Below are 23681 nucleotides of genomic sequence, written 5' to 3' on the forward strand. Positions count from 1 at the left end.
ACGTAGGGCTTCGTCGGCTGGTTTGGTGACACGTTCGACGACCGTGAGGCCGATGACCCGATCGATGCGACGGCGATGAACGACCTTGCCTTGGTCCTCATGATGGGTCAGGACAGTGTCGTAGTGAGGAGCAACCTTTGGGTACTTGGCTCTGATACGACCGATGCGTTCACCAACCGGCTGGGTTCTTGTAATGGAGCCACGCTCAATCGAGGACTCGAGACGCTCGATGTCTGTGAGAACCTCTTGCGTGCCTGGGCGTTGATCGCCTGTTCCTCGTCCTGTCTCCCAACCGATGAGCACAACAGCATCGCCTCACCAGTTGTGGCATCGACGGGGAGCTTCGTTAGACGCATCAGCGAGCCACGGGCGTCTCGTGTCTTGGTGAACCCTTCTAGGGATGCAAAGTGTTCACGGTATCGTAAAGCCTTGTTGGCGCGTTCGATGACCACGTAGTTGAGGTGGCGCTTGCTACCGAGGTCGACATTGTCCTTGGTTGCAATCTGACGATTCAAGACGATGGTGAGCGGCTGGGATGGGGAAGGGGTGCTCGGGCGTAACCTTTCAAGGTGATCCAACACATCGATGAGGGTCCTTGGTTCTGACACGTTTCCCTCGTAAATCTCTCAGTAGACCGGTAGCCCTCGCTCATCAACCACCAGAGCCAACGAGACGAGCGGGGCATCTTGGCGCTTCTCCTTGGAGTGTCCCCGTTTGGCCAGGGTGTTGCCCTCAAAGTAAATATTGGTCAGGTCAACGAGAACGAGGGTCTCCTCCGATGGGAGAAGGGTGGAGATCGATTCGATGAGTCCCGCTTCTAGCTCATGCTTGTTGGCAAAGATGGCATCAGCGATCTGATAGACCTGGTCCTTGCCCAACGAGGCGGCATCTAACCCACAGATCTCAACCAGTGAGGAGCTCTCTTTGATGAAGCGATGGGTACTAAGGTGTGAGCCAGGATGAATGAGACGGGCCAGGATCACTGCCTTGGCGAGTTTGCGTTGGGGTTCCCCAAGTCTTGCCCCTCTCAAGATCTCCTCAAAGCCGAGCAGCTCATAGGAGTGATTCGAAATGAGTTCACCTCCAAGTGAGCGTACCTTGGTATGGTTGGCCGACCCTAGGTCAATGTTCTCATAGCCAGCCTCTGCTCTGTTGGCTAGATCACTGATGCCGATCTCGGCCTTGATGCTTAACTTGGTCATGACGAGATCGGCGTAGGCACTGATACGTAGATCCTGCTCTAGGATCGTATCCATCCTTGCGAGACGAGCGCTAATGACTCGAGCCAGTACGAGCCATAGGGGTTTTTCCAAGGTAAAGTCCGTCAGGGTCGCGATGATCCTTTGTCTTGGACCCTTCTCACTCCAGTAGGACTCGACCAACTGATGCTTGGTGTAGATACCTCCATCCTTACCCTTGGTCGTGACCGCACGGATATACAGAGATGACGGGCGAGCGACCATGTAGGCCAAACGGACCATTCTGGCCAAACTACTCAAACTCTTAGGCCACTACACCCAACTGCCGATCTCCCAGCTAACCCCACTAACCCCCCGACCTGCCCATTTGCAAATCACCCCTGTGGATAAGTGAACAAACCATGAGCTTATCCATATGATGGACGATCATTCGGGATAACTGCTCGAAAGTTGGGTTAGCGACTCACGTCGGCCTCTTGTGCTACTACTCGATGCGGACGCGACATGGTCGCAGAATCAGATGTCCTCTATGCGCCAAAAGCGTGATAACCGCCGTCAACATGGATGAGCTCTCCGGTTGTCTTGGGGAAGAAGTCAGAGAGGAGGGCGACGACGCTCCGGGCTACGGGCTCGGCGTCTTCGGGTTCCCAGCCAAGGGGTGATCGATCGCCCCACGTGTCCTGGAACATCTTGAAGGCTTCGATTGACTTGGCGGCAATCGTCCTGATTGGACCGGCGGAGATGAGGTTGACACGAACCTGGTCGGGTCCTAGTTCACGAGCGAGATAACGATTCAAGGACTCCAGGCCAGCCTTGGCAACACCCATCCAGTTGTAACCAGGCCAGGCAACCGTGGCATCAAAGTCGAGCCCAACGATTGAGGCGCCGTGTGCCTCGGCGAGTAGCGGTCGAAACGCACGGGCGAGTTCAGCCAGCGAATAGGTCGAGACGTGGATGGCCGTCGCGACGTCGTCCCATGGAGCATCAAGCATTGGCGCATCAAGGCAGCTCGGAGGGGCATAACCAATAGCGTGTACGATACCATCCACGTGCTCCCAGCGATCGCTCAGCGCTGCGGCTGCCTGGTCGACTGAGCCCGAATCTGAGGCATCAAGTTCGATGACCTCGACGTCTGCACCGAGCTTGGCCGCTACCCGACGCGTGATCGAGAGGCCTCGACCGAAGCCGGTGAGGATGGTCTCAGCACCCTCATCGCGCGCAACGCGAGCGACATGATAGGCAATGGAAGAGGTGTTAAGTACACCGGTGATTAGCAGTTGCTTGTCGTTGAGGATGCCCATTTTGCCTCCCTGGCCGTAAACTCTACTCAGAGTAATAGCAGCTTAGGCTGCGCGAGGCAGTAATCGCGAGAGCATGAGATGATGAGGAGTGGGGTTTGCAGATCGGAATTTTGGGAGGAACGGGTCCGCTTGGAAGCGCCCTCGGTGCGCGACTTGCGGCTAGTCGTCTCTCTGTGGGCTTAGGGTCACGAGATGTCTCGAAAGCACGGGAGGTGGTATCGAATCTGACACAGCGTTGGCCTGAGGTGCACGGCTATCTTTCGGGTGTCGACAACGACGAGGCAGCCAGGGCTCAGATTGTGTTTGTTGCAGTGCCGTGGGATGCCATGGTGCGTTTGATCGAACCGCTGGAACATGTTCTCCAAGGCAAGATCGTGGTGTCGATGGCCAACGCTCTTGTCAAAGTTGGCGATGAGTTCGCCGCGCTTGGCTTGCCACGCGGTTCTGCGGCGCAACTGCTGCAAGCCAAGCTGCCATCGGCGATGGTGGTTGCCGCACTCCATCACGTACCGGCACGGGCGTTAGCCAACCTCTCTCGACCAGTGGAGGTCGATACATTGGTCGCTGCGGACTCCTCTGGGGCGCGGAATCAGGTAGCTGGCGTCCTGTCACGCATTCCCGGACTGCGTGTCCTCGAGGCTGGATCGTTGGCACAGGCACCCGCTATCGAGGCGATGACGGCCGTGCTGCTGAACGTGAATCTGCGGTATCGAGCGACGGCGTCGCTGCGACTGACGGGTGTTGAGGTAGCGTAGATGCAGATATTCGACACTGCCCGTGAGGAGCTAGTAGAGCTCGAACTGAACCAGGTTGCGAGGATTTATACCTGCGGCATCACACCCTACGACGCAGCGCACATGGGCCACGCGTCGGTGTACGTGACCTTTGATCTTCTGCAACGACAGCTTGCGCGTCATAACATTGTGTCGATGTGTGTTCGTAACGTAACCGATGTCGATGATGACATCCTGCGTAAGGCCCGCGAGATTGGAGCGAACTACCTCGATCTCGCAGCACGTGAGATGGCCAAATTCGATCGGGACATGTTGGGCCTTGGCCTCTCGAGGCCGCATGCCGAGCCCCGTGCGACGTCTGCTGTCCCGGAGATTTTGTCGATGGTCGGTGATCTCATGGACAAGGGATTTGCCTATCAGGTCGACGGGTGGGTGTACTTCGAGGTTGCGAAGGCGCCAAATTTTGGGAAGGTCTCGCACCTTCCCCGTGACATGATGTTGGAGCTGGCGGCCGAACGCGGTGGTAACCCGGGAGACGCCCGCAAACGTGATCCACTGGACTTTGTACTGTGGCAGCCTTCGCTACCGGACGAACCCTCGTGGGAGTCTCGCTTTGGACCTGGTCGTCCAGGTTGGCACATCGAGTGCTCAGCCCTCGCGATGCGAGAGCTGGGTCCTGTGGTCGATATCCACGGTGGGGGTTCGGATCTGATCTTTCCCCATCATGAATGCGAGGCTGCCCAGACCGAGGCGATCACGGGCGGAGAGTTTGTCAAACATTGGATGCACGTGGGAATGGTGTGTTTAGACGGGGTCAAGATGTCCAAGTCACTTGGCAACCTCGTGTTCGTCAGCGACCTGCTCGAGACGGCAACTGGAGACGAGATACGTCTGGCTATCTTGAGCCATCACTATCGGGCCACGTGGGACTGGACGGATGAACTTCTGAACGTCGCGAAAGACCGAATCAAGCGCTGGCGGGCGGCGGGCCCGGGGGCCGGTGCTCTTGATGAAGTGTCGGTTGCCCTCGATCGCGATCTCGATACCCCGAGCGCGATTGCAGCGATTGAACACAGCGTTTCAAGAGGGAATGGTGTTTGGGAGACGGCCAAGCTGCTTGGTCTTGACTTGGAGGCATCATGAGAGTAGACGGACAGGTGCTTGAGCAGCCGGTAGCCAACGGAGTTGAGCTGTTGGCTCAACTGCCAAAGAGCAGGGCAAAAGAGGTTGTAGCGCTCAGGTTGAATGGCGTCCTCACCGATGTACGGCATGCGTTGGATGGCGATGATGATGTCGAATTTGTGGAGGTCACCAGCGCTGAGGGGCTGGATATCGCCAGGCATTCGTGCGCCCATGTGCTCGCCCAGGCGGTGCTGCGGCTGTATCCGGGTGCCAAGTATGCAGTTGGCCCCACTACCCAAGACGGCTTCTTCTACGATTTCGCGCTCCCCAACGATGCTCGTTTTGACGCAGGTGAGCTGGCAGCCATCGAGGACGAGATGCGTCGAATCGTTCGTGAGGATCAGCCGTTCATCCGTGACGAGATCTCCATCGCAGCGGCGCTGGATCTCTTTGTCGAGCAACCCTTTAAGTGCGAGATTCTCGCCGATATTCGTGCCACCGATGAACACCAGTCGGTGTCGATCTATCGCAACAGCGACCAATTCGTGGATCTGTGTCGTGGCCCACATGTGCCCACGACGCGATACCTCAGGAGTTTTCGACTCCAACGAGTCTCTGGCGCTTATTGGCGCGGTGATGAGAAGCGGCCGCAGTTACAACGAATCTACGGAATTGCCTTCGCGACCGAGAAGGCAACACAGGACTACCTGACGTTCCTGGCCGAGTCAGAGAAGCGTGACCATCGCAAAATTGGTCAGGAGATGGATTGGTTCCATTTCCCTCCGGAGATCGGTGGAGGGCTAGCGGTCTTCCATCCCAAGGGCGCCTACATACGGTATCGAATGGAGGAATTTTCCCGCACCAAGCACCTTGAGAACGGTTATGAACTGGTCTGGACGCCGCACCTGGCAAAGTCCACGTTGTACGAGACGTCGGGACACTTGGAATGGTACCAAGACGGCATGTACCCCCCGATGGAGATCGACGATGGGGATCTGTATTACCCAAAACCCATGAACTGCCCAGGGCATATCTTGATCTATCGATCGCAGCCTCGTTCCTATCGGGAGTTGCCACTTCGCTTGTTCGAATTCGGCACCGTTTATCGGTATGAGCGTTCTGGCACGCTGCACGGGCTACTACGAGTACGCGGACTGACCCAGGATGACTCTCATATCTTTTGTACCCCGGATCAGCTCAAGGACGAACTTGCAAGGCTGCTGCGTTTTGTCATCGCCATCCTGCGTGCCTTTGGGCTCGAGGACTTCGATGCCGAACTGTCGACGCGCCCAGAGAAGTCGGTGGGCAATGATGCTGAGTGGGAGTTTGCGACGGATGCAGCTCGCAAGGCCCTTGATGCCTCCGATATCTCGTATGCTATTGCCGAGGGTGAGGGGGCATTTTATGCTCCAAAGATCGATATCCATCTCACGGATGCTATTGGGCGACGCTGGCAGTTGTCTACCTTACAGATCGACCTTCAGGAGCCACAGCGCTTTGGGTTGGAGTTCCAGGACACGACGAATCAAAAATCGAGACCCTATATGATTCATCGAGCCCTCTTTGGATCGGTTGAGCGCTTCTTCGCTATTCTCACCGAACATTATGCCGGTGCACTTCCTGGATGGTTGCTTGAGGAGCAGATCCGGATCTTACCGGTCACGCAAGAGGCCGAGGCATTCGCACGCGAGGTCCACGATCGCTGTGTGCGAGCTCGATTGCGAGCGACCGTTGGCGCTGCTGGGGAACCTCTCGGAGGTCGAATTCGACGAGCGAAGATGGATAAGGTGCCCTATGTCTTGGTTGTTGGCAACAACGATGTCGATGCCCAAACGGTCGGTGTTAACCGAAGGGGTGCGGCCAAGGAGGAGCGAGGCATCGAGATAGAGGCCTTTCTCTCGGAGGCAGTTGATGCCTTGGCGGAGCCATCACTCGAGGTGCAGTGATGGAGCACCTCTTCGCGGGTTGGAGAGCCCAGTTTGTCACCGGTGGTGAACGCCCACCAGGGTGTGTCTTTTGCACGATCGGTGACGAGATCGACCATGATGATCAACACTATGTTGTCGCCCGGGGATCCATGAGTTTCGTAGTGCTCAACCTCTACCCGTATACCTCCGGTCATCTGATGGTGGTCCCACGGGCCCATATCGGCGGGTTGGCGGGACTCGAAGGGCCCCTGGCCCAGGAGATGTTGGGCCTCGTGCGTCGGGCCTACGATGCCCTTGAGGCCGCCTATCGTCCGGAAGGCATCAACATCGGTATGAACTTGGGGCGCGCGGCTGGGGCAGGCATTGCTGAACATGTCCATGTGCATCTCGTGCCCCGATGGTCAGGGGATGCCAACTTCATGTCGACTATCGCCGAAACTCGTGTGTTGCCTGAGACGCTATCTGATACCTTGGCCAAGCTTCGCGACCACTGGCCGAGCCTATAGCTGGGCCCTAGCGTAGAACTGTGTGAAGTGGAGCCAAATGCGGGATCGGTGACGCAGCGACAGTGACCCTGGGTACCGGTTAGGCATACCGGCTGGTGGGCATGAGCGACCCAGCATGTGTCTGTTGCCGAGTGACAATCAGTCTTGGGTGGCTTTGACTTTTTCGGCTAGATGGTCGGGGACTATGTCATAATGGTCGTGTTGACTGGTAAAGGATCCAAGGCCGTTGGTCATCGCTCGCAGGTCAGGGGCGAAGGCCACGAGTTCAGCAGTTGGCACATTCGCCTCGAGTTGAACCCAGCCCTCGGGTAACGCGTCGGTGCCGAGCACCCGACCTCGTTTGGCGCTGAGATAGCCCAGCACGTCGCCTTGATATTGCGGGGGTACCGTAATCTTGCAGTGCGTGATCGGCTCAAGCAGTTGTGAGCCCGCCTGTTGGAGTGCCTCGCGTAATGCCAGGCCCCCGGCCATCTTGAAGCTCATCTCCGAGGAGTCGACGCTGTGGAACTTGCCGTCGATAAGACGCACGCGAATGTCGGTGATAGGGTAGCCGTATAGGCCTCCAGCCTCCATGGCTTCGGCGACACCTCGTTCGACGGCTGGTATGAAGTTCCGAGGAATTGCGCCACCCACGATCTCGTCAACGAACTCGAATCCCTGGTCGCGGGGTAGCGGCTCGACGATGATCGTCGCGACGCCAAACTGGCCATGGCCACCTGTCTGCTTCTTGTAGCGCCCTTCGGCCTGGGCAATGGTGCGAAAGGTTTCGCGGTATTGCGTGATCGGGTCATAGGTGGTCACTGCGACCTGGGTACGGCGCTGAAGACGTTCGATTGTGATCGCGATGTGGTTGGTGCCGAGCCCCTTAACGAGGAGCCGGTGGGTGCCTGGCTCTCGATCGATGGCGAGACCGGGATCATCATCGGCGAGTTTGAACAGCGCAGCGGCGACTCGCTCCTCCTCCTGGGCGATGGCGGCGGTCAATGCGATGGCAAAGCCGGGTTCGATACGGCGGTGCGACGTTGTCGACTCCGCTAGGGCTGCGCCTCGAACGAGCACGCTGCCAACGGGTGCGGTTAGCTTTGGAACGACGACGAGGTCCCCCTGATCGACGGCTGTCACCTGGGACAGCTCAGTCGGCGTTGGAACGAGCAGCTGGTGTAGCCGCTCTTCTACACCGTTGGGAGATCGCAGCGTCGTATCGGCCCTCAGGGGAGCTCCGAGGTTCTTCAGGACGACGAGACGCCCGAGGTATTGATCGTGGGTAGCTGAGACAACCAGCACGCGCTGCGTCAATTCGTTCGGTAGTTGGGGCATCGGTGCGAGCGTCGTGAGGGCATCGAGAAGATGATGGATGCCGATGTCATTGGTCGCGGACCCGCACAACAACGGAGTGATGTGTCGAGACCGAACGGCTGTGGCGAGTGCCATGGTCAGTTCGGTGTCAGCGAGCTCCTCACCAGCGAGGTAACGTTCCATGATGGCGTCATCTTCTTGGACAATCTCGTCGAGTAGGGTGTCACGAGCGGCTTGTTCTTGGGTCATGAGTTCTGCTGGGATTGCTACCTCTGTCTCGATTGCAACCTGATCGAGATATCCCCGATTGGCGATAAGGTCGAGGACCCCGTTGATGCCGTTCGCGTCCGGTAGCGGTAGCTCGACAGGATCGATGTGGTCACCGAGGGTGTCGTGGAGCATAGCGACCGTTTTGGAAAACGCATTGGCGTCGCGGTCACACTTATTCACGAAGATGAGGCGAGGCACTTGATTGACGTTCAGCAGATTCCAGAGTAACACCAGCTCAGGGTTCGTGACGGTTTGGGGATCAATGATGACGAGTGCTGCATCGGCTGCCTCGATGGCTAGAGCAGTCGTCGCCAAGAACTCGGAGCTACCAGGTGTGTCGATAAGGTTTAACTTGGTTTCGCGATGAACGATGCTGGTTGTGGTCAAATCGATGGAGTAGCCGTGACGGATCTCTTCGGGGCTCTTGTCGCAGATGGTCGTGCCATCTTCGATGCGACCCTTGTGGGGTAGAGCACCCGTGCCAAGAGCAATTGCTTCAATCAGACTGGTTTTGCCTGAGCCTGGGGGGCCAACACAGACGATGGTGCGTAGCTGAGCTGTTGCAAACTCCTTCACTCCAGATTCTCCTTCGTTAGGGAACGGCGCGTGCGTCGTTCCTCCAACAGTAGCAGAGCAAATAATGACGTGCATGGATACGGAAAACATCGCCCTTGTCGTCCCCAAGTCCCCTGCGAGCTGCTAGTATTGTTAAAAAGCTCACTGGGCGTGGCCCACGGAGGTGTGGCTCAAGTGTTTGATGGAAACTTTCGAGCGTCGGTTGATCGCCGTACGGCTCCCGTAGGTCGCGCACTATCGCGCGCCGGGGTGAGCCCGGATCTCCTCACGGCAATTGGCATTGTCTTCTCAGTCGGTGCGGGAGTTGCTGTCGGATTTCGAGATCTCTACCTGGGATTTGGTTTGCTGGTACTGGGTTCGATACCGGACCTTCTCGATGGCCCGGTGGCGAAGGCGTCACAGATCTCCTCGAGTCGCGGTGCCTTCTTTGATTCCTTTGCTGATCGGGTAAGTGACCTGGCGGTGTTGGGTGGACTTGGGGTTTACTTCCTGGTAGGGCATGACGATCTGTTCGCGGTGCTGGCCTACTTCGCCTACGGATTCGCCTCGCTGATCTCATACGAGCGCGCAAAAGCTGAATCGCTCGGCCTTAGCGGCAAGGGTGGAATCATGGAGCGAGCTGAACGGGTCGTACTCTTGTTACTCGGCTTAGCGATCCATCCGTTGTTGCGTATCATCATCGGTGTTTTGATCCTTGGATCCGTGGTGACGGTCGTGCAGCGCTTTGTCAGCATCTGGCGGCAGGCGTCTCGACGTCCCGATCGGGTTGCCGCCCTGGCCAGGATCACCAATCTACGACGCGTGAATCGGCGGCGTCGTGTTCGTTCGCGGGCTAGCTTGCAACGTTTTCTACCAAGACAAGGTCGCGACACCTTTCCTCGTCGCAACTCGACGGGCCGCAAACGAACTTGATCTCCAAGGCCCGCCTCCTACAGGTCGGCGCGACGATCGTCGGTCGTCTGCCTCGTTGGGTTGATCCGTTGCTGTGGAGTGTCACAGGCACGACGAGTTATCTGATGAATCCCAGCCGACGTGGTGTCGTGCGCGAGAATCAGCGTTTGGCGCTACGAGCGAGGTTTGTTACCAAGGGGGTGTCAGCGTGGCGGCTTGAGCACTCCACCTATAAGGCGCACTACTACTACGCGCGCTACTGGGTCGAGATTCTCCGTCTTGGCACACTTGGGCTGTCAGAGGTTGTCCTTTGCGTTGACGCCGTGGCCAGCGAGGAGTTTATCGCCCGTCGGCTCACGCGTCAGCCAACGATTGCTGTTTTGGCTCACGTGGGGAATTGGGAGTGGGGAGGAGCCTGGGCGTCCCTTGCCTGCAACGGTGTCACCGCGGTTGCGGAGAGGCTCGAAGACCCGGCGATGACCCAGTGGTTCCTCGATGCAAGACGTCGGCTGGGGATGAAGATCGTCCTGACCGGTGGCGACGTCGCGCGCTCACTGTTGCGCGCGCTGCGAGAAGGCGACCTGGTCGCGCTCTTGGTCGACCGGGACGTCAGTGGGACCGGTGAGCCGGTTGAGTTTCTTGGCCAGCGAGTCCCGCTCTCGAGTGGTCCAGGTGTGCTGAGTGTGATGAGTGGCGCACCAATCTTTCCTGTGGGCACCTATCAGCGCCGTGGTGGTCGCCAAGAGGTGCGGTTTTTCCCTCCGATCTACCCCCCGAACGAGGGTTCACGCGCGGAGCGGGTTGGGGTTGTTATGCGGGATGTGGCAGCGGCAATTGAAGCCATCGTCCAAGAGGAGCCGGGTCAGTGGCACAATTTTCAACCCTATGAACCGGTTTGGTCGCCGTTGGAAGACTCGTGAGAATCCTCGAGGTTTCACCCTATGACCTTGGGGTTGTTGGGGGTGTCCAAGGGCAGGTTCTGGGCCTGAGCGAGGCCCTTGAGAGAGCTGGTTGCGATGTGAAGATCGTTGCGCCGGGGGGTGACCCCCAGGTCGACATCTCGCTGGGGCGATCCTTCAAGGTACCCGCGAACGGCTCAGTTGCCCCTGTTGCGATCGCCCCTGATACGCGACGGTTTCGTAGAGCTCTGGACTGGGCTGACGTCGTCCATGTTCATGAACCCTTGACGCCGATGGCAGGCATCGCCGTTCTCCGCGCCCTCTCTGGAGCTAACTTACTTGAGCGAGTGTGGGTTACCTTCCATCGCGATGGCGTGTCCGAAGGATATCGACGTTGGGCATCCTGGTGGTCGTATCTTTTACCCGCACGCTCCCACTGGATCGCCGTCTCTCCTTTTGCGGCGCAGACGGTTGCCGTGGTTCTTGGAGCCACACCGTTGCAAATCCCAAATGGCATTGACATCGGGCCGCAACTGGGGGACATGATCCCTGGTCCTAGCACCCATGGCAGAACGGCTCCTCGGATACTTTTTGTTGGGCGTCACGAGGAGCGCAAAGGTCTTGAGGTCCTCCTGCGCGCTGTCGGGGGTCTTGATCTGGATTTTGAACTCGCCATCGTGGGTGTTGGCCCACTGACCGAGGCGTTGCGGCGTCGATATATCGATCCAAGAATCCATTGGCTTGGTGTGCTCGACAAGGCTGAGCTTGAAGTTAACTACCGCGAGGCTGAGCTGGTCGTTGCGCCATCGCTGTACGGGGAGTCCTTTGGGGTTGTGATCCTCGAAGCGATGGTGAATGGAGCGGTAGTGGTGGCGAGTGATCTGCCGGCATATCGTTGGTTAAGCCAGGATGGACGAGGTGCGGTCCTGTTTCCCCCCGGCGATTCGGTTGTGCTCGCAGCGCTGCTGCGCAGCTTGTTGACAGACGATGACACGCGGCGTTCATTGCGGGATCGCGGGCACGAAATCGTTGCGGAGTTTGCCTTCACCACCATTGCTGATGGTTACCGATCGCTGTTCGCCAAAGAATAGGGGCACACCTCGATGCTGTGTGCCTCGAGCATCCGATGACTGGCTATGGCCTGACGTTGCTACCTGCTAGGACAACCACCTCCATGGCGGTGTCACCGTTACGAGCCCACCTGTCGAGCGATGTGTGCTCCAATGCAGCTTGTGCGTGCGATGTTGCTGGCCTTACAGCCAGAGGAGTCTCGCCGCTGACCTGGTAGATTGGATACCAGGTAAACAGTCTGAGCCTTCATACAGGTAGCACCCGGTGCTTGATGAAGAGCATATGACTCGGCGCACTCGACAGGGTGTGCCAAGCAGGGTATGGCGGATGTTCGTTTGTGAAGGATTTGGGTCTAGCGTTGACATAGTCCAAAGGTTGACTTGGTTCAAAAGTTGACTTGGTTTAGAAGTTGATAGGGTTCAAGAGTTAAGGACATGGTTAAGTGAGTTCAGAATCCGTGCTGATCTGGGGATGTGATGCCCCCAACGTACGTTCAGCTCGTATGCGGCAAGTGCTCGTTCGTCTCGGGGTCGCATTTCTTGTGGGCGGGGTCATCGCTGCCCTGGTCTTGACGTTGGCGTTCGGTGCGACTGGTCTGATTCCTATCTGGCTTACGGTTGTAGTCGGATTCGTCATTGGTCTGATTGTTACAGTCGTGATGACGATCGTTGGGCCACCCAAAGTTGGTCGTCGCTTGCCTTGGGTTGAGCCAGAAGAGGCTGACCGCAAGCGAATCGACTCCCTGTTGTCGGGGCTTGGCTTTCAACTGGGTATCTCGGTGAGTAACGTGGCGGTGGTGGCCTACCCGATGGTCAATGGGGCCACGTTGATCCTTGGGCGGCGAGATCCGGTGGTTGTAATCACCACCGGCGCTCTTCGTGAGTTGGAGACCATCGAACTCGAGGCGCTGCTGGCTCGTGAACTGGGCGAACTTCGTCTCGGACTGGTCGGACTCAATGCGGTTGTTGCTTATTGGGATTCTGTATTTCACCGGGCATCGCGTCGACTAAGTGACTGGCAGCGTCAGGAGGCCGTCTTGTTGGATCGACTCGGGGTGTCGGTCACGCGGTACCCACCAGCGATGGCGAGGGTACTTGAAAAGGCACGTACGAGTCGATCGGTGCGTGCTACCAGCCTGCCGGCGTGGCTCTGGCTCTGTCCGGTTGGTGTTGAAGACCTCGATGAGGATCTCATGCTTCGCGAGCAGTTGCTCTATGACGAGATCTGGACAATCGGGGCATCTTAGCTGTTTTGTAATGGAACGAACTAGGCTGTGTACTAGGACAATAGTGAGGAGGCCACGGTGGCTGAGTTAACTGAGGGTACCGCCAGGGTCAAGCGTGGGCTTGCAGAGATGCTACGCGGTGGGGTCATCATGGATGTCGTCAACGTCGAGCAGGCCAAGATTGCTGAGGACGCTGGTGCGGTGGCGGTGATGGCGCTTGAGCGAGTGCCCGCTGACATTCGTCGCGACGGTGGAGTCGCTCGGATGAGTGATCCTGCGCTGATTCGTGAGATTCAAGACGCGGTTACGATACCGGTGATGGCGAAGGTCCGAATTGGACATTTTGCTGAGGCGCAAATGCTTGAGGCGATGGAGGTTGACTACATCGACGAGAGCGAGGTACTTACGCCGGCTGACGAGAGCTACCACGTCGATAAGTGGGCGTTCCAGGTTCCGTTTGTCTGCGGTGCCACCAACCTTGGTGAGGCCCTGCGTCGGATCTCAGAAGGTGCTGCACTCATCCGCTCCAAGGGCGAGGCCGGCACCGGCAATGTCGTCGAGGCGGTGCGTCACCTCCGTTCCATCACCGCCGATCTGCGGGCCATTGCCTCCGCATCTGAGCAGGAACTCTACGGGTGGGCCAAGCGCTTGAGCGCTCCATATGAGCTGGTCGCCGAGATCCACGCCAACGGTGGCCATCTGCCGGTTCCCTTGTTCTGTGCCGGTGGCATTGCGACACCTGCTGACGCGAGTTTGGTCATGCAACTGGGTGCTCAGGCGAATTTTGTCGGCTCCGGCATCTTCAAGAGCGGCGATCCGGCCAAGCGTGCGCGCGCGATTGTCGAGGCTACCACTCACTACCAGGATCCCAAGACGTTGATTCGCGTTTCGGAAAACCTTGGTGAGGCTATGGTTGGGATCGAAATGGACGCGCTCGATCAGCATCTGGCAGAGCGCGGCTGGTAGGTCCTTTCACCATGCGTATTGGGGTGTTGGCGCTGCAAGGTGATTTCGCTGAGCATCTCTCGATGATTGCCCAACTTGGCTGGCGGGGAGTTCCAGTGAAGACATCCTCGGATCTCGATGGGCTAGAGGGCATTGTCCTCCCCGGCGGAGAGTCCACATCGCAGTGCCTTTTGCTCGAGGCCAGTGGACTGCGACAACCGATCGCCGCCGAGCTGGCGGCAGGGTTGCCTGCGCTTGGGACCTGTGCAGGTCTGATCATGCTCGCCCGTACGGTGGTCGGCGGACGCGACGACCAATGGAGCTTCGGATTTCTCGATGTTGCAGTGTTGCGCAATGGCTTTGGCCGCCAAGTGCGATCGTTTGAGGCTGATTTGCAGGTTCGGGGTCTCGCTGATCCGATGAGGGCCGTGTTCATCCGTGCTCCGGTGATTACCGACGTTGGCGACAAGGTGGAGGAGTTGGCCGCGGTACAGTACCAGTTCTCCGATGGGTCCAATGCTTTGGTTCCAGTCGTGGTGGCGCAAGGATCACTGGTGGCTACCTCATTTCACCCCGAGGTCTCCAGGGATCCACGGCTGCACGAGTTAGCCTTTCGTGGCTAACGATTCCGTCGTTGGCTAGTATCGTGAGTACGTTGGGATAAAGAGAGGTACGTTATGTCGGGTCACTCCAAGTGGGCGACGATAAAGCATAAGAAGGGTGCACAGGATAAGGCTCGCGGAAAGCTTTTCGCGAAGCTGATCCGTCAGATCGAGGTGGCTGCCCGTGAGGGTGGAGGCGATCTCGGATCGAATGCCAACCTGCGTTCCATGGTGCAAAAAGCCCGGGATAATTCGGTTCCAGCCACCACGATCGACCGGGCGATTAAGCGGGGTACCGGTGAACTTGAGGGTATACGGTACGAGGCCATCACCTATGAGGGATATGGTCCAGGCGGTGTAGCGGTGATGGTGGAATGCCTCAGCGATAACCGAAACCGAACCGGTGCCGATGTCCGCTCGGCGTTTTCGAAGTCTGGTGGTTCGCTCGCCGAACCTGGAGCCGTCTCGTGGCAGTTCTCTCGTAAGGTTGTGATGGTCGTGGATGGATCGGCACCCGAAGAGGACCTCATGCTTGCGATCCTGGCTGCTGGCGGTGAGGACCTTGTGCGGATCGACACTGACTGGCAGGTCACGGCGCCTCCTGGGGCGCTCGGTGATCTCAAGGCAGCGGTCGAGGAGGCGGGTTTTGCTGTCCATTCTTTGGAGGTAGAGCTCGTGCCACAGTCGACGTTGGCCATTGATGATGTGAGCGAGGCCAAGAAGGTGCTTCGTCTTGTCGATACCCTTGAAGACCTCGATGACGTCCAGAACGTGATCGCGAACTTTGATATCCCTGATGAGTTTTTTGAGGAGCTAGACGATTAGGTGCCTGAAGTACAGGTAGGTGATATTGCTCCGGAATTTGCGCTCATTGGCACGGGTAATCAGACGTATGCGGTACGAGCCTTTGCCGGCTCGCCTGTCGTGCTCGCGTTCTACCCGGATGATTTTTCGCCAGTGTGTACGACGCAGTTGCGTGCCTACTCGGCCAGCATCGACGACTTCACCAGTCTCGGAGCGGTGATGCTTGGGATCTCCCCGCAGTCGCTGAACTCCCACGAGTCCTTCGCGCAGCGCCTAGGAATTGTCTTTCCACTCCTATGCGATCGTGATCGCGAGGTTGCCAGACAATACGGTGTGTTGGGGCCACTCGGGTTCTATCGTCGGTCGGTTTTTGTCCTCGATCGTCAGCAGCGGGTTGTCTACCGTCATGTATCGCGTGCCGGGCTGACTTTTCGTAGCTCTGATGAGCTGCTGCAGGCCGTCAAGATGACCATCGATGATCCCGACGAGGGGGGATCACCACCAGCTGGTTGACGGATTGACGATCATTTGTATTAGTTTGGAGTGATGTCAGAGTTGAAAACGCAACCACAGGAGCCACCTCAATGGTGGCTACCATGGAGGCTAATCGGCACAGGCATGCAACATGGAGCTCGATCGCTATGACCGTTGTCCTCGGTGTTGACCCTGGTCTCAAGCGTGTCGGGTACTCGGTGCTCGAACAGACGACGTCTGGCATTGGACTGCGTTGTGCGGGCCTGATTGCCACCGCTCCAGAGGCACCTCTTAGTGACCGTCTCACTGACATCTACGACTCCGTTGAGGAGATTATCTGCGAGCATCAACCGAGTGAGCTGGTCTTGGAACGTATTCTGTTCGCAAAGAACGTCACCTCAGCACTGCAGGTGGCCCAGGCTGTTGGAGTGATCAGGCTTGCGGGGGCGCGCCACGGTTTGGATGCCGCTGAGATCGGGGCCAACCAGGTTAAGCTCGCGTTGTCTGGGGATGGACACGCATCCAAGGCACAGATGAAGAAGATGGTGGTCCTGTTGTTGGGTCTTGACCGCGCACCAGAACCGGCCGACGTGTCTGATGCCATCGCCATCGCCTATGCACACCTCTCGGGACATTGGAGCCGCACATGATTGGTTTTCTTGCCGGTACCGTACACGGAGTCGATCCCCCCTTCGCCATCGTGAACGTTGGCGGTGTTGGTTATGAGGTTGCTATGTCGACAGCGCAGCTTGCGCGGCTGCTTCCCGGCGAAGAGACAGAACTATCCATTCGAACCATCGTTCGCGCTGATGCCATCACACTCTTTGGCTTTGCGGATGGACTGGAGCGATCACTCTTTGATGAGCTGCTCAAGGTGCAAGGCGTTGGCCCTAGCGTGGCGCTTGGCATGCTGTCGGCGCTTGGTGTCCAAGGGTTCTACGAGGCCGTTGCTGGTGAAGATGTTGCTCGACTCAAGGGGGCGCCAGGCGTAGGGGAGAAGACGGCGCGGCGTATCATTGTCGATATGGGTGCCGCCGCTAGACGTTCCGGGGTCCCATTGACCTCGTTGGCGACACGCTCTGAGGTGCGCGAAGCGCTTCTCGGCCTTGGCTTTCGTGCCAGCGAATTCGAGGGTATCCTTGCTCGAACTCCTGGGGATCTTGGTGTCGAGGAGGCGCTTAAGTGGGCGCTCAAGGAGTTAAAGAGTTGAGCCCGCGTCGCGAGGTGTTAGGGGGAGAACCCCGCAGTGAGGTCAGTGTCGAGAAGAACCTGATCGATACCTACGATGCTCAGGTTGACTCCGCCCTTCGCCCTTCGCTCTTGGACGAATTTGTTGGCCAACCAGAGCTCAAGTCACAGTTACGGGTCGTCCTCCAGGCTGCCGGATCTCGGGGGGAACCGCCTGATCATCTTCTCTTCGCAGGTCCTCCAGGGCTTGGCAAGACCTCGCTGGCCTTCATCGTCGCAGAGGAGCTTGGTCGAGGTATCCGGGTCACATCCGGGCCTGCACTTAGTCGAGTGGGCGACCTCGCAGCGCTGCTGTCGGACCTCAAGGTGGGCGACGTACTCTTTATCGACGAGATTCACCGCCTTCCCCGTGCGGTTGAGGAGCTGCTCTACATCGCCATGGAGGATTTCCGCCTCGATGTGGTCATCGGCAAGGGGCCAGGAGCACGTACGTTGCGATTGGAGATTCCTCGCTTCACGCTGGTTGGAGCAACGACACGTGCAGGCATGGTCTCGGGACCGTTACGCGATCGTTTTGGGTACTCCTACCGGCTCGACTACTACTCAGATATTGAACTAACGAAAGTCGTTCTTCGGTCGGCCAACCTGATGCACATGCAGCTCACGCACGAGGCAGCCGATGAGATCGCCTCTCGATCGCGGGGTACGCCTCGGCTAGCTAATCGGCATCTGCGCCGCGTCCGCGATTACGCAGAGGTGGAGGGTATAGCCAAAGTGAGTGCCGAACTGGCCTCAGATGCGCTGGCACTTTTCGGAGTGGACAGGTTGGGTCTCGATAAGGTTGATCTTGAGATTCTCAAGGTTCTTTGTGAGCGGTTCGCGGGTCGCCCGGTTGGGTTGTCGTCGATTGCGGTAAGCGTTCACGAAGATACCGGTACCTTAGAGGAGGTCTATGAACCTTTTCTCATCCAACGTGGTCTTTTGCTGCGCACCCCACGCGGACGGCTAGCGACCGACCGGGCGTACGCACACCTCGGCCTCCCGGCACCATTAGCGCCCGAAGGCTAGTCCACAGCGTATTTTCGTGGTGACGATAGATGCGCACGTGGGCGGGGTGATCGATCAATGGATGATCTTACGTAGATGATCTCGGCTCAGACGGTCTTACCCCCAACCGGGCCATGATAGGGCGCACCAAGACAGCGTTGTCATCGAGACAGTCGTGCATCGGACCAGTGTGCAATCAGGCATTGCTAGGTTGTTTCCGGCCTTCCGTTACGATGCTTCTCAAGTTCATAGTGGAGGCGAATCACCTCCCTGACATAGTTCATCTGGAGTTCCCCACGTTCCTCTCTTCTTTGACACCTGTCGACCTCCTCGTGCAAGAGGACCCCCCTTTGGGATCCCATGGAGGAGTATGGTCGCTTGGTTGCATCTGCCCATCACTTCCAGGAGATAGAATTGGCGAGTTTCACGAGTTAGCGTTACTCGCTTCCAGAAGTTAGCGTTGAGGAGCTTGAGAAGTTACAGTTGACGGGTTTCACAAGATAGGCCCGTAATCACATACTTGCCCTTCATGCGTGACAATGTGGCCAGACCTACCGTGCGCTTCACACTATCGGCCATAGGACGAGGATCAGACATCGAAGGTTCAGACATCGAACCATGGGCGTACCCCCGTTGTGGTGTGCATAGGAGGATCAATACGTCCTTTTGTTTCCGATCGGTGTAGTGTCACTGAGTGGACTGCGGATGCTCCTGTGCCACAACCCAATAGGTACTTACCTTGTTCTAGAGACATTATGGCAAACTATGCTCAAGAGTGATGAACTTAGCCGTACCAGTAGCGTGCCCGTGGCCATGTGGGTCGGAAGTTGACGGTAGGAATCTGTCTTAGGCGATCGGCGTTGATGAGGACTGAGTCCAGCCGCTCAGCTCGAGAATTCCGATGGCGGTACTGGCTGCTAGCCTGAACATTGGGCCAGATGAGGAGAGGGCATGAGAAGATATCGTTGCACGAATTGCGGTAACGTCACAAGGTTTGATGTGACTTCGGTGGTCAGAAGTCGTTGTTTTTATCACTACAGTGTCGCCGGCGAACTCGAGGTCGAGGAGCCCGAGGAGATCTCTAGGGTCGTCGAAGAGGTGTCGTGCCGGTGGTGCGCGACGTCGAAGTTCGTAGAGATCCTGGCGGGCGAGCCAGAACACAGCGTGAGTGAGGCGTGATGAGCGACACCGTCAGTCAACCTGCCAGTCAGCAGGGCGCGCCGGTCGGGCGAGTAAAGCGCCCGGCGCCGTCGTGGCAGAGTGGTGAAGTCGTCGAGGTGATTGTTGAGACCCCGGAGACGAGCAGCCTGCGGATTCAACTCCCTGAGCCGACCGAGTTTCTTCCGGGTCAGTACTACAACATTCGAATCCCGGTCGAGGGTAGACCGCGTCCGATCCAGCGGGCGTATTCGATCGGTTCAAGCCCACTGCCGAGCTTTGACGTGATTGAGGTTGGTGTCAAGGAGATGGAGGGGGGACTCGTCTCTCCCGAGCTGGTTCGCCGTCGACCGGTAGGTTCACTCCTCGAGGTCCGGGGCCCCTATGGCGCGTTTACCTGGACTGATGAGGACGGGGGGCCAGTCCTACTGATAGGTGCTGGATCAGGCGTCGTGCCGTTGATGGCCATGATCAGGTATCAGGTAGCTAAGGGCACCCAGGTTCCGATGCATCTGCTCTTTAGCTCCAAGTCAGGCGAGTTTGTCATCTATCGAGATGAGCTGGCTCAACTCGTCGAGACCCAGGCGTGGTTCCGGGTGAGCCATACCTTCACCCGTGATTCCGGTGATCCGATGGCGCGCTATCATCGCCGTATCGACAAGGAGATGGTTGAGGATGCCTATCTCGAGACCTCTCCACGACTCGCGTATCTGTGCGGTCCTCCTGAGATGGTCGATGACTGTGAGCGCGCGCTCCTCGAGCTTGGGATGGACCCCGCGAGTATTAAGACCGAGAAATACGACTAATGCTGTTGATCGACCGTGCCATCTTCTACCGTGATGGGAGACGTTTCGCCCATCTGATCAGTGATGTCTCTTTGGATGAGTTGCACACCGGGGCCCGCAAACTCGGTCTCGATCGTAGTTTTCATCGTGACCACTATGACATCCCAGAGGAGTATGTGGCTTCGGTTGTGGCATCTGGTGTGCGTCAGGTGGATCCTCGGGAGATTGTACGTGCACTACGTCGCGCTGGCCTGCGCCACTCCCGTAGATCATTAGCATGAACGACGTCGACCAGGGGCTTCGTGCGCTGCTCCTGGATAAAGGTGTCGTCGCTGCCGGGTCGAGCGTGGTGTCGCCATTGCACTTTGACGCCTCGCAAGCTCGTCTGCGTCTCGCAGCAGGCGAAGCCAGCGGTGAGCACTTCACGTTCCGAAATCCGGAGCGGGCGAGCTCACTGTTGAACACCTACCCGTGGTGCCATAGCTTTGTGAGCATCGCGGTGCCGTACGAGACACGACGCCCAGATAACACCGGTACCCATGTTGATGGGTCCTCTGAGCCCGACGCAGCCGATCTTGAGACCAGCACTAGGGTGCGAGCCATGGCACTTGAGAGCGAAGCTGTAGCGATCTCGTTTGCGCAAAAGCCGCCTGATGAGGTGATGGTTGCGGCCTATGCCCAGGACAGGAGCTACGAGCGACTGCGCAGCATCTTAGGGACCGCGACGGCCTATTTGCGCTCGCAACATATCCGGGCGGTCGCCGTCTATGATTCGAATCACGCCTTTGATAAGGGGCTTGCGCGTCGTGGAGGTGTTGGCATCACCGGCCGCCACTCGTTGGTCCTCGTACCAAAGGTCGGTGCTCGGGTCGTCTTAGGGGCGATCGTGGCCGACCGTGCCGTTGACGTGGCGATTGGACCAACGTTTCGTGTTGATCCCTGTCGGAGCTGTCGGCGTTGCATCGATGCCTGCCCTACCAATGCTATTGTCTTTCCGGGCACGCTGGTGGCGGAACGCTGCATCGCCACGATCCTACAGAAGGAGTCCTGGTCTGAAGATGATCGCCGGTCGGTCGGCGCCAGAGTCTATGGCTGTGATACCTGTATCGATGCCTGCCCGATCGGCTGGCGCCACCGATCGAGTGCTGGCGCGTCGACACCATCGCTTGTGCGTTGGCTCACCCAGGATGACACCTCCCTGCTCGCCGAGGTCGGCCATTGGTATGTTCCACGACGGGATCCGTTCTATGTCCGGCGCAACGTTGCCAACGCCTTGCGCAATCGTGGCTTGGTGACCGAGGGCGAGCGCCGCGCGCTTGGTCGCCTCTGTCTATCGCCAGATCCGCGAGCACGCCGTGAGGCTCTTCGTACGTTACTTGCGCTGCGATGGAGGCGATCATGAGACACGTGCTGATCACCAACGATTTCTGGCCAAAGGTTGGGGGGATCCAGTCCTACCTTGGTGAGATCTATCAACGACTCGACCCAGCGACCTTCATGGTGGTGACAACCACCCAGGTCGGGGCACTCGACTTTGATCGCAACTTTGGTGCACCCATCGTTCGGTTAGGACACCAACTCCTACCAATACCAACGACGAGAAGCGCGATGAGGGAGGCGATCGCCGGGTTTAATCCAGATCTCGTCGTCTATGATCCGATCGTGCCGATTGGGGCACTCGGTGCTTCCTTGGGCTTGCCGTATGCGCTGATCGCTCACGGCGCGGAGGTACGGGTGCCGGCCTATCTCCCAGGGCTCAGGGCAGTGTTGCGCCAGAGTATCCGTCACTCCATCGGAGTGATCGCCGCCGGCGGTTACCCGGCCAGAGAGGTTCGCCGTCTCGTGCCGGATGCCAGCGTGGAGATCGTTCCACCAGGGATCGATGCCCAGCGCTTTGGTCCGGCGACGCCAACTCAGCGCGAACAGCTACGCCAACAGTGGATGCTCGATTCCAACCAGGATCTGATCCTCTTTGTGTCGCGCCTCGTACCGCGCAAAGGCGCGGACACCTTGCTTCGGGCTATGGGCAAACTCGGCTTCGGTGCCAGGATTGAGGCCCACATCGTCGGCGATGGCCGTGATCGGGGGCGGCTCGATCGATTGGCGCAATCGGTTGCAGGGTCGGTTGTGTTCCATGGCCGCCTACCTGAATCTGACATGGTCGAGCTCTATCAGGCCGCCGACCTCTTCATTTTTCCTGTCCGGAATCGATGGTTCGGTGTCGAGCAGGAGGGGTTTGGTATCGTGATACTCGAGGCCCAAGCCTGTGGCACTCCTGTGATCATTGGGGACTCAGGCGGGACGAGTGAGGCCCTCGCAACGGCCGGTGGCGAGTTGCTCAGGCGAGGAAGCTCCCCCAGCGTTGAGGACGCCCTTGCGGCCCGGCTCGCCGATCACAAGCGCCAAAGTGCACCTCGCGAGGCCATAAGCGCTGAGGTGCGCGCACGATTTGACTATGATCAGCTTAGTAAGGCCTATGAGGTCGCGTTGGCGAAGCTAATGGACAAACGGCAGCGTCGGTGAAGGGATGAAGGAGGAAGCGATGGATGCCACGGCAGACTCAAAGGAGATCGCGGCGAGCGTCAATGCTTGCTTTGAGGCAGTAATCGACGTCGAGAGCTATCCAACATGGGCTTCAGACGTTCGCAGCGTACAGATTGTTGATCGTGATGCGGCGGGAAGGCCGCTTGTGGTGGCGTTTCGCACCGGTGCTTTTGGTCGTAGCGCCTCCTATACCTTGCGCTATGATTATGGCGATGCGCCACATTCGATCAGCTGGAGCCAGGTCGATGGCGACATAACCTCCAAAATGGATGGCCGCTACACCTTCGAAGAAGGAGCGAATGGTGCAACACAAGTTACCTATGAGTTGTTGGCCGAGTTAGTAGTACCACTGCCGTCGTTTGTGAAGCGTCGAGCCGAGGTCAAGATCATCCGTACAGCGCTCGATGATCTTGCAGACCGGGTGCGTTCGCATGCAGATGGCCATCTGGCTGACGGAGCCTATAGCTAGGGTTAGCGACCCGCGACACGGCTGCCAGGTTCGCGTTGGCTCCAGCGTGACTGTCAATCTTTCTAGCGCAGTAGGTGACTCTGCAATTTCGATCAGCGACTCTCCCTCCAACTTCGCTCCTCGTTAGCACCAGCAATGCTTGACGATAGCTCACCTACAGACTCACTAGCACTGGGGCTCGGTGCTCTTGAATGTGGCGCTCGATGACTTTGTGGGCTGATCGAGCATCCAGGCTGGCCTGAAATCGCACCAATGACCTAGGGTGTGCTGCCCGGGTGCTCGCGGTGAACCTAATGGTTTCGCGGTAGGTAGTAGAGCCGCTCCACACTGGAGTCCTTTGCTTTGTCGATCATGGCAAGCGGGCTGGCTTCCGAGACACCATCGGCGTGTTGGGTGTCACGTGGCTGTCTCATCCGAAGTTCCCCCCAGCCGGTCTCGATTTATGCCCAAATTGCGCCTTGAGCACCATGTTCTTGCCTAGGGTAGTAGAGGGTGTAGGCATGTATGCTCAGGCATGGTAAGGATGTGTTGGGGTTGGTCCCGACATGAGTGTTATCGACGTCTAAGGTAGTAAGCAGTTACGCGGCCACGATCCCCAATCGTAACTTAGCACCGGCGATGCTGCTACGAGAGAGCTATCGAGACAA

General features: G+C 58.0%; 25 protein-coding genes. 21 read left to right on the forward strand and 4 right to left on the reverse strand.

The window, feature by feature from the left end; translation table 11 throughout:
* The 3 genes from MP439_09740 to fabI form a co-directional block, all read right to left on the reverse strand.
* A partial coding sequence (locus MP439_09740) for a hypothetical protein (GenBank protein ID MCI2976339.1) occupies positions 1-303 on the reverse strand: 303 nt, incomplete at its 3' end.
* 323 nt (positions 304-626) lie between these two features.
* Positions 627-1481: a hypothetical protein gene (locus MP439_09745; GenBank protein ID MCI2976340.1), complete on the reverse strand. Its 855-nt coding sequence runs from the start codon at positions 1479-1481 to the stop codon at positions 627-629.
* A gap of 245 nt (positions 1482-1726) precedes the next feature.
* Positions 1727-2500, reverse strand: coding sequence for an enoyl-ACP reductase FabI (gene fabI, locus MP439_09750; protein MCI2976341.1), 774 nt, complete (start codon positions 2498-2500; stop codon positions 1727-1729).
* 95 nt (positions 2501-2595) lie between these two features.
* Here fabI and npdG point away from each other — a divergent pair, with 95 nt between their 5' ends.
* The 4 genes from npdG to MP439_09770 are packed head-to-tail and all read left to right on the forward strand — an operon-like array spanning position 2596 to position 6790.
* On the forward strand, positions 2596-3255 hold the full coding sequence (npdG, locus tag MP439_09755) for an NADPH-dependent F420 reductase (GenBank protein MCI2976342.1): 660 nt from the start codon (positions 2596-2598) through the stop codon (positions 3253-3255).
* The gene (locus MP439_09760; protein ID MCI2976343.1) at positions 3256-4377 is read left to right on the forward strand and encodes a cysteine--tRNA ligase; all 1122 of its coding nucleotides are present in this window, start codon (positions 3256-3258) and stop codon (positions 4375-4377) included.
* Positions 4374-6302, forward strand: a complete 1929-nt coding sequence (gene thrS, locus MP439_09765) for a threonine--tRNA ligase (protein MCI2976344.1) — start codon at positions 4374-4376, stop codon at positions 6300-6302. The genes MP439_09760 and thrS overlap by 4 nt, the downstream gene beginning before the upstream one ends.
* Entirely contained in the window at positions 6302-6790 is a 489-nt protein-coding gene (locus MP439_09770) for an HIT domain-containing protein (protein ID MCI2976345.1), read from the forward strand. Before thrS ends, MP439_09770 begins: the two co-directional genes overlap by 1 nt.
* A gap of 138 nt (positions 6791-6928) precedes the next feature.
* On the opposite strand, the gene MP439_09775 is transcribed toward MP439_09770, so the two are convergent.
* Positions 6929-8932, reverse strand: coding sequence for an elongation factor G (locus MP439_09775; protein MCI2976346.1), 2004 nt, complete (start codon positions 8930-8932; stop codon positions 6929-6931).
* Positions 8933-9106: 174 nt separating this feature from the next.
* Between MP439_09775 and MP439_09780 the strand changes: the two genes are divergently transcribed.
* From MP439_09780 to MP439_09860, 17 genes are all read left to right on the forward strand, one after another.
* Positions 9107-9844: a CDP-alcohol phosphatidyltransferase family protein gene (locus MP439_09780; protein MCI2976347.1), complete on the forward strand. Its 738-nt coding sequence runs from the start codon at positions 9107-9109 to the stop codon at positions 9842-9844.
* Positions 9845-9948: 104 nt separating this feature from the next.
* A complete protein-coding gene (locus tag MP439_09785) occupies positions 9949-10743 on the forward strand; it encodes a lysophospholipid acyltransferase family protein (protein MCI2976348.1) in 795 nt (264 codons plus the stop codon).
* Complete coding sequence (locus MP439_09790) at positions 10740-11813, forward strand: glycosyltransferase family 4 protein (GenBank protein MCI2976349.1); 1074 nt, start codon at positions 10740-10742, stop codon at positions 11811-11813. The genes MP439_09785 and MP439_09790 overlap by 4 nt, the downstream gene beginning before the upstream one ends.
* A 422-nt stretch (positions 11814-12235) precedes the next feature.
* The gene (locus MP439_09795; GenBank protein ID MCI2976350.1) at positions 12236-13039 is read left to right on the forward strand and encodes a hypothetical protein; all 804 of its coding nucleotides are present in this window, start codon (positions 12236-12238) and stop codon (positions 13037-13039) included.
* A gap of 57 nt (positions 13040-13096) precedes the next feature.
* Positions 13097-13984, forward strand: a complete 888-nt coding sequence (gene pdxS / locus MP439_09800) for a pyridoxal 5'-phosphate synthase lyase subunit PdxS (protein ID MCI2976351.1) — start codon at positions 13097-13099, stop codon at positions 13982-13984.
* Positions 13985-13995: 11 nt separating this feature from the next.
* The gene (gene pdxT, locus MP439_09805) at positions 13996-14586 is read left to right on the forward strand and encodes a pyridoxal 5'-phosphate synthase glutaminase subunit PdxT (protein ID MCI2976352.1); all 591 of its coding nucleotides are present in this window, start codon (positions 13996-13998) and stop codon (positions 14584-14586) included.
* Positions 14587-14640: 54 nt separating this feature from the next.
* Complete coding sequence (locus MP439_09810; protein ID MCI2976353.1) at positions 14641-15390, forward strand: YebC/PmpR family DNA-binding transcriptional regulator; 750 nt, start codon at positions 14641-14643, stop codon at positions 15388-15390.
* On the forward strand, positions 15391-15882 hold the full coding sequence (locus MP439_09815; GenBank protein MCI2976354.1) for a peroxiredoxin: 492 nt from the start codon (positions 15391-15393) through the stop codon (positions 15880-15882). It begins immediately after the preceding gene.
* Between the two features lie 128 nt (positions 15883-16010).
* Positions 16011-16493, forward strand: a complete 483-nt coding sequence (gene ruvC, locus MP439_09820) for a crossover junction endodeoxyribonuclease RuvC (protein MCI2976355.1) — start codon at positions 16011-16013, stop codon at positions 16491-16493.
* Complete coding sequence (gene ruvA / locus MP439_09825) at positions 16490-17053, forward strand: Holliday junction branch migration protein RuvA (protein ID MCI2976356.1); 564 nt, start codon at positions 16490-16492, stop codon at positions 17051-17053. The genes ruvC and ruvA overlap by 4 nt, the downstream gene beginning before the upstream one ends.
* 59 nt (positions 17054-17112) lie before the next feature.
* The gene (gene ruvB / locus MP439_09830; GenBank protein ID MCI2976357.1) at positions 17113-18099 is read left to right on the forward strand and encodes a Holliday junction branch migration DNA helicase RuvB; all 987 of its coding nucleotides are present in this window, start codon (positions 17113-17115) and stop codon (positions 18097-18099) included.
* Between the two features lie 978 nt (positions 18100-19077).
* A complete protein-coding gene (locus MP439_09835) occupies positions 19078-19257 on the forward strand; it encodes a hypothetical protein (GenBank protein MCI2976358.1) in 180 nt (59 codons plus the stop codon).
* Positions 19257-20042, forward strand: coding sequence for an FAD-binding oxidoreductase (locus tag MP439_09840; GenBank protein MCI2976359.1), 786 nt, complete (start codon positions 19257-19259; stop codon positions 20040-20042). Before MP439_09835 ends, MP439_09840 begins: the two co-directional genes overlap by 1 nt.
* Positions 20042-20302: a DUF4031 domain-containing protein gene (locus tag MP439_09845; protein MCI2976360.1), complete on the forward strand. Its 261-nt coding sequence runs from the start codon at positions 20042-20044 to the stop codon at positions 20300-20302. Before MP439_09840 ends, MP439_09845 begins: the two co-directional genes overlap by 1 nt.
* Positions 20299-21423 (forward strand): 4Fe-4S dicluster domain-containing protein, encoded by a 1125-nt coding sequence (locus MP439_09850; protein MCI2976361.1) that lies wholly within the window; start codon positions 20299-20301, stop codon positions 21421-21423. The genes MP439_09845 and MP439_09850 overlap by 4 nt, the downstream gene beginning before the upstream one ends.
* Positions 21420-22544 (forward strand): glycosyltransferase family 4 protein, encoded by a 1125-nt coding sequence (locus MP439_09855; GenBank protein ID MCI2976362.1) that lies wholly within the window; start codon positions 21420-21422, stop codon positions 22542-22544. The genes MP439_09850 and MP439_09855 overlap by 4 nt, the downstream gene beginning before the upstream one ends.
* 19 nt (positions 22545-22563) lie before the next feature.
* A complete protein-coding gene (locus MP439_09860; protein MCI2976363.1) occupies positions 22564-23034 on the forward strand; it encodes an SRPBCC family protein in 471 nt (156 codons plus the stop codon).
* Positions 23035-23681 lie beyond the last annotated feature (647 nt).

Origin of the sequence: Ferrimicrobium sp. (assembly GCA_022690815.1) — a bacterium.
In the GTDB taxonomy this organism is placed as follows: domain Bacteria; phylum Actinomycetota; class Acidimicrobiia; order Acidimicrobiales; family Acidimicrobiaceae; genus Ferrimicrobium.

What these genes read in the sequence shown, in the direction of transcription:
- MP439_09745 (MCI2976340.1), bottom strand. Translation starts at nt 1,481, where the DNA reads ATGGTCCGTTTGGCCTACATGGTCGCTCGCCCGTCATCTCTGTATATC.
- fabI (MCI2976341.1), bottom strand. Translation starts at nt 2,500, where the DNA reads ATGGGCATCCTCAACGACAAGCAACTGCTAATCACCGGTGTACTTAAC.
- MP439_09760 (MCI2976343.1), top strand. Translation starts at nt 3,256, where the DNA reads ATGCAGATATTCGACACTGCCCGTGAGGAGCTAGTAGAGCTCGAACTG.
- thrS (MCI2976344.1), top strand. Translation starts at nt 4,374, where the DNA reads ATGAGAGTAGACGGACAGGTGCTTGAGCAGCCGGTAGCCAACGGAGTT.
- MP439_09770 (MCI2976345.1), top strand. Translation starts at nt 6,302, where the DNA reads ATGGAGCACCTCTTCGCGGGTTGGAGAGCCCAGTTTGTCACCGGTGGT.
- MP439_09785 (MCI2976348.1), top strand. Translation starts at nt 9,949, where the DNA reads ATGAATCCCAGCCGACGTGGTGTCGTGCGCGAGAATCAGCGTTTGGCG.
- pdxT (MCI2976352.1), top strand. Translation starts at nt 13,996, where the DNA reads ATGCGTATTGGGGTGTTGGCGCTGCAAGGTGATTTCGCTGAGCATCTC.
- MP439_09810 (MCI2976353.1), top strand. Translation starts at nt 14,641, where the DNA reads ATGTCGGGTCACTCCAAGTGGGCGACGATAAAGCATAAGAAGGGTGCA.
- ruvC (MCI2976355.1), top strand. Translation starts at nt 16,011, where the DNA reads ATGACCGTTGTCCTCGGTGTTGACCCTGGTCTCAAGCGTGTCGGGTAC.
- ruvA (MCI2976356.1), top strand. Translation starts at nt 16,490, where the DNA reads ATGATTGGTTTTCTTGCCGGTACCGTACACGGAGTCGATCCCCCCTTC.
- MP439_09840 (MCI2976359.1), top strand. Translation starts at nt 19,257, where the DNA reads ATGAGCGACACCGTCAGTCAACCTGCCAGTCAGCAGGGCGCGCCGGTC.
- MP439_09845 (MCI2976360.1), top strand. Translation starts at nt 20,042, where the DNA reads ATGCTGTTGATCGACCGTGCCATCTTCTACCGTGATGGGAGACGTTTC.
- MP439_09850 (MCI2976361.1), top strand. Translation starts at nt 20,299, where the DNA reads ATGAACGACGTCGACCAGGGGCTTCGTGCGCTGCTCCTGGATAAAGGT.
- MP439_09855 (MCI2976362.1), top strand. Translation starts at nt 21,420, where the DNA reads ATGAGACACGTGCTGATCACCAACGATTTCTGGCCAAAGGTTGGGGGG.
- MP439_09860 (MCI2976363.1), top strand. Translation starts at nt 22,564, where the DNA reads ATGGATGCCACGGCAGACTCAAAGGAGATCGCGGCGAGCGTCAATGCT.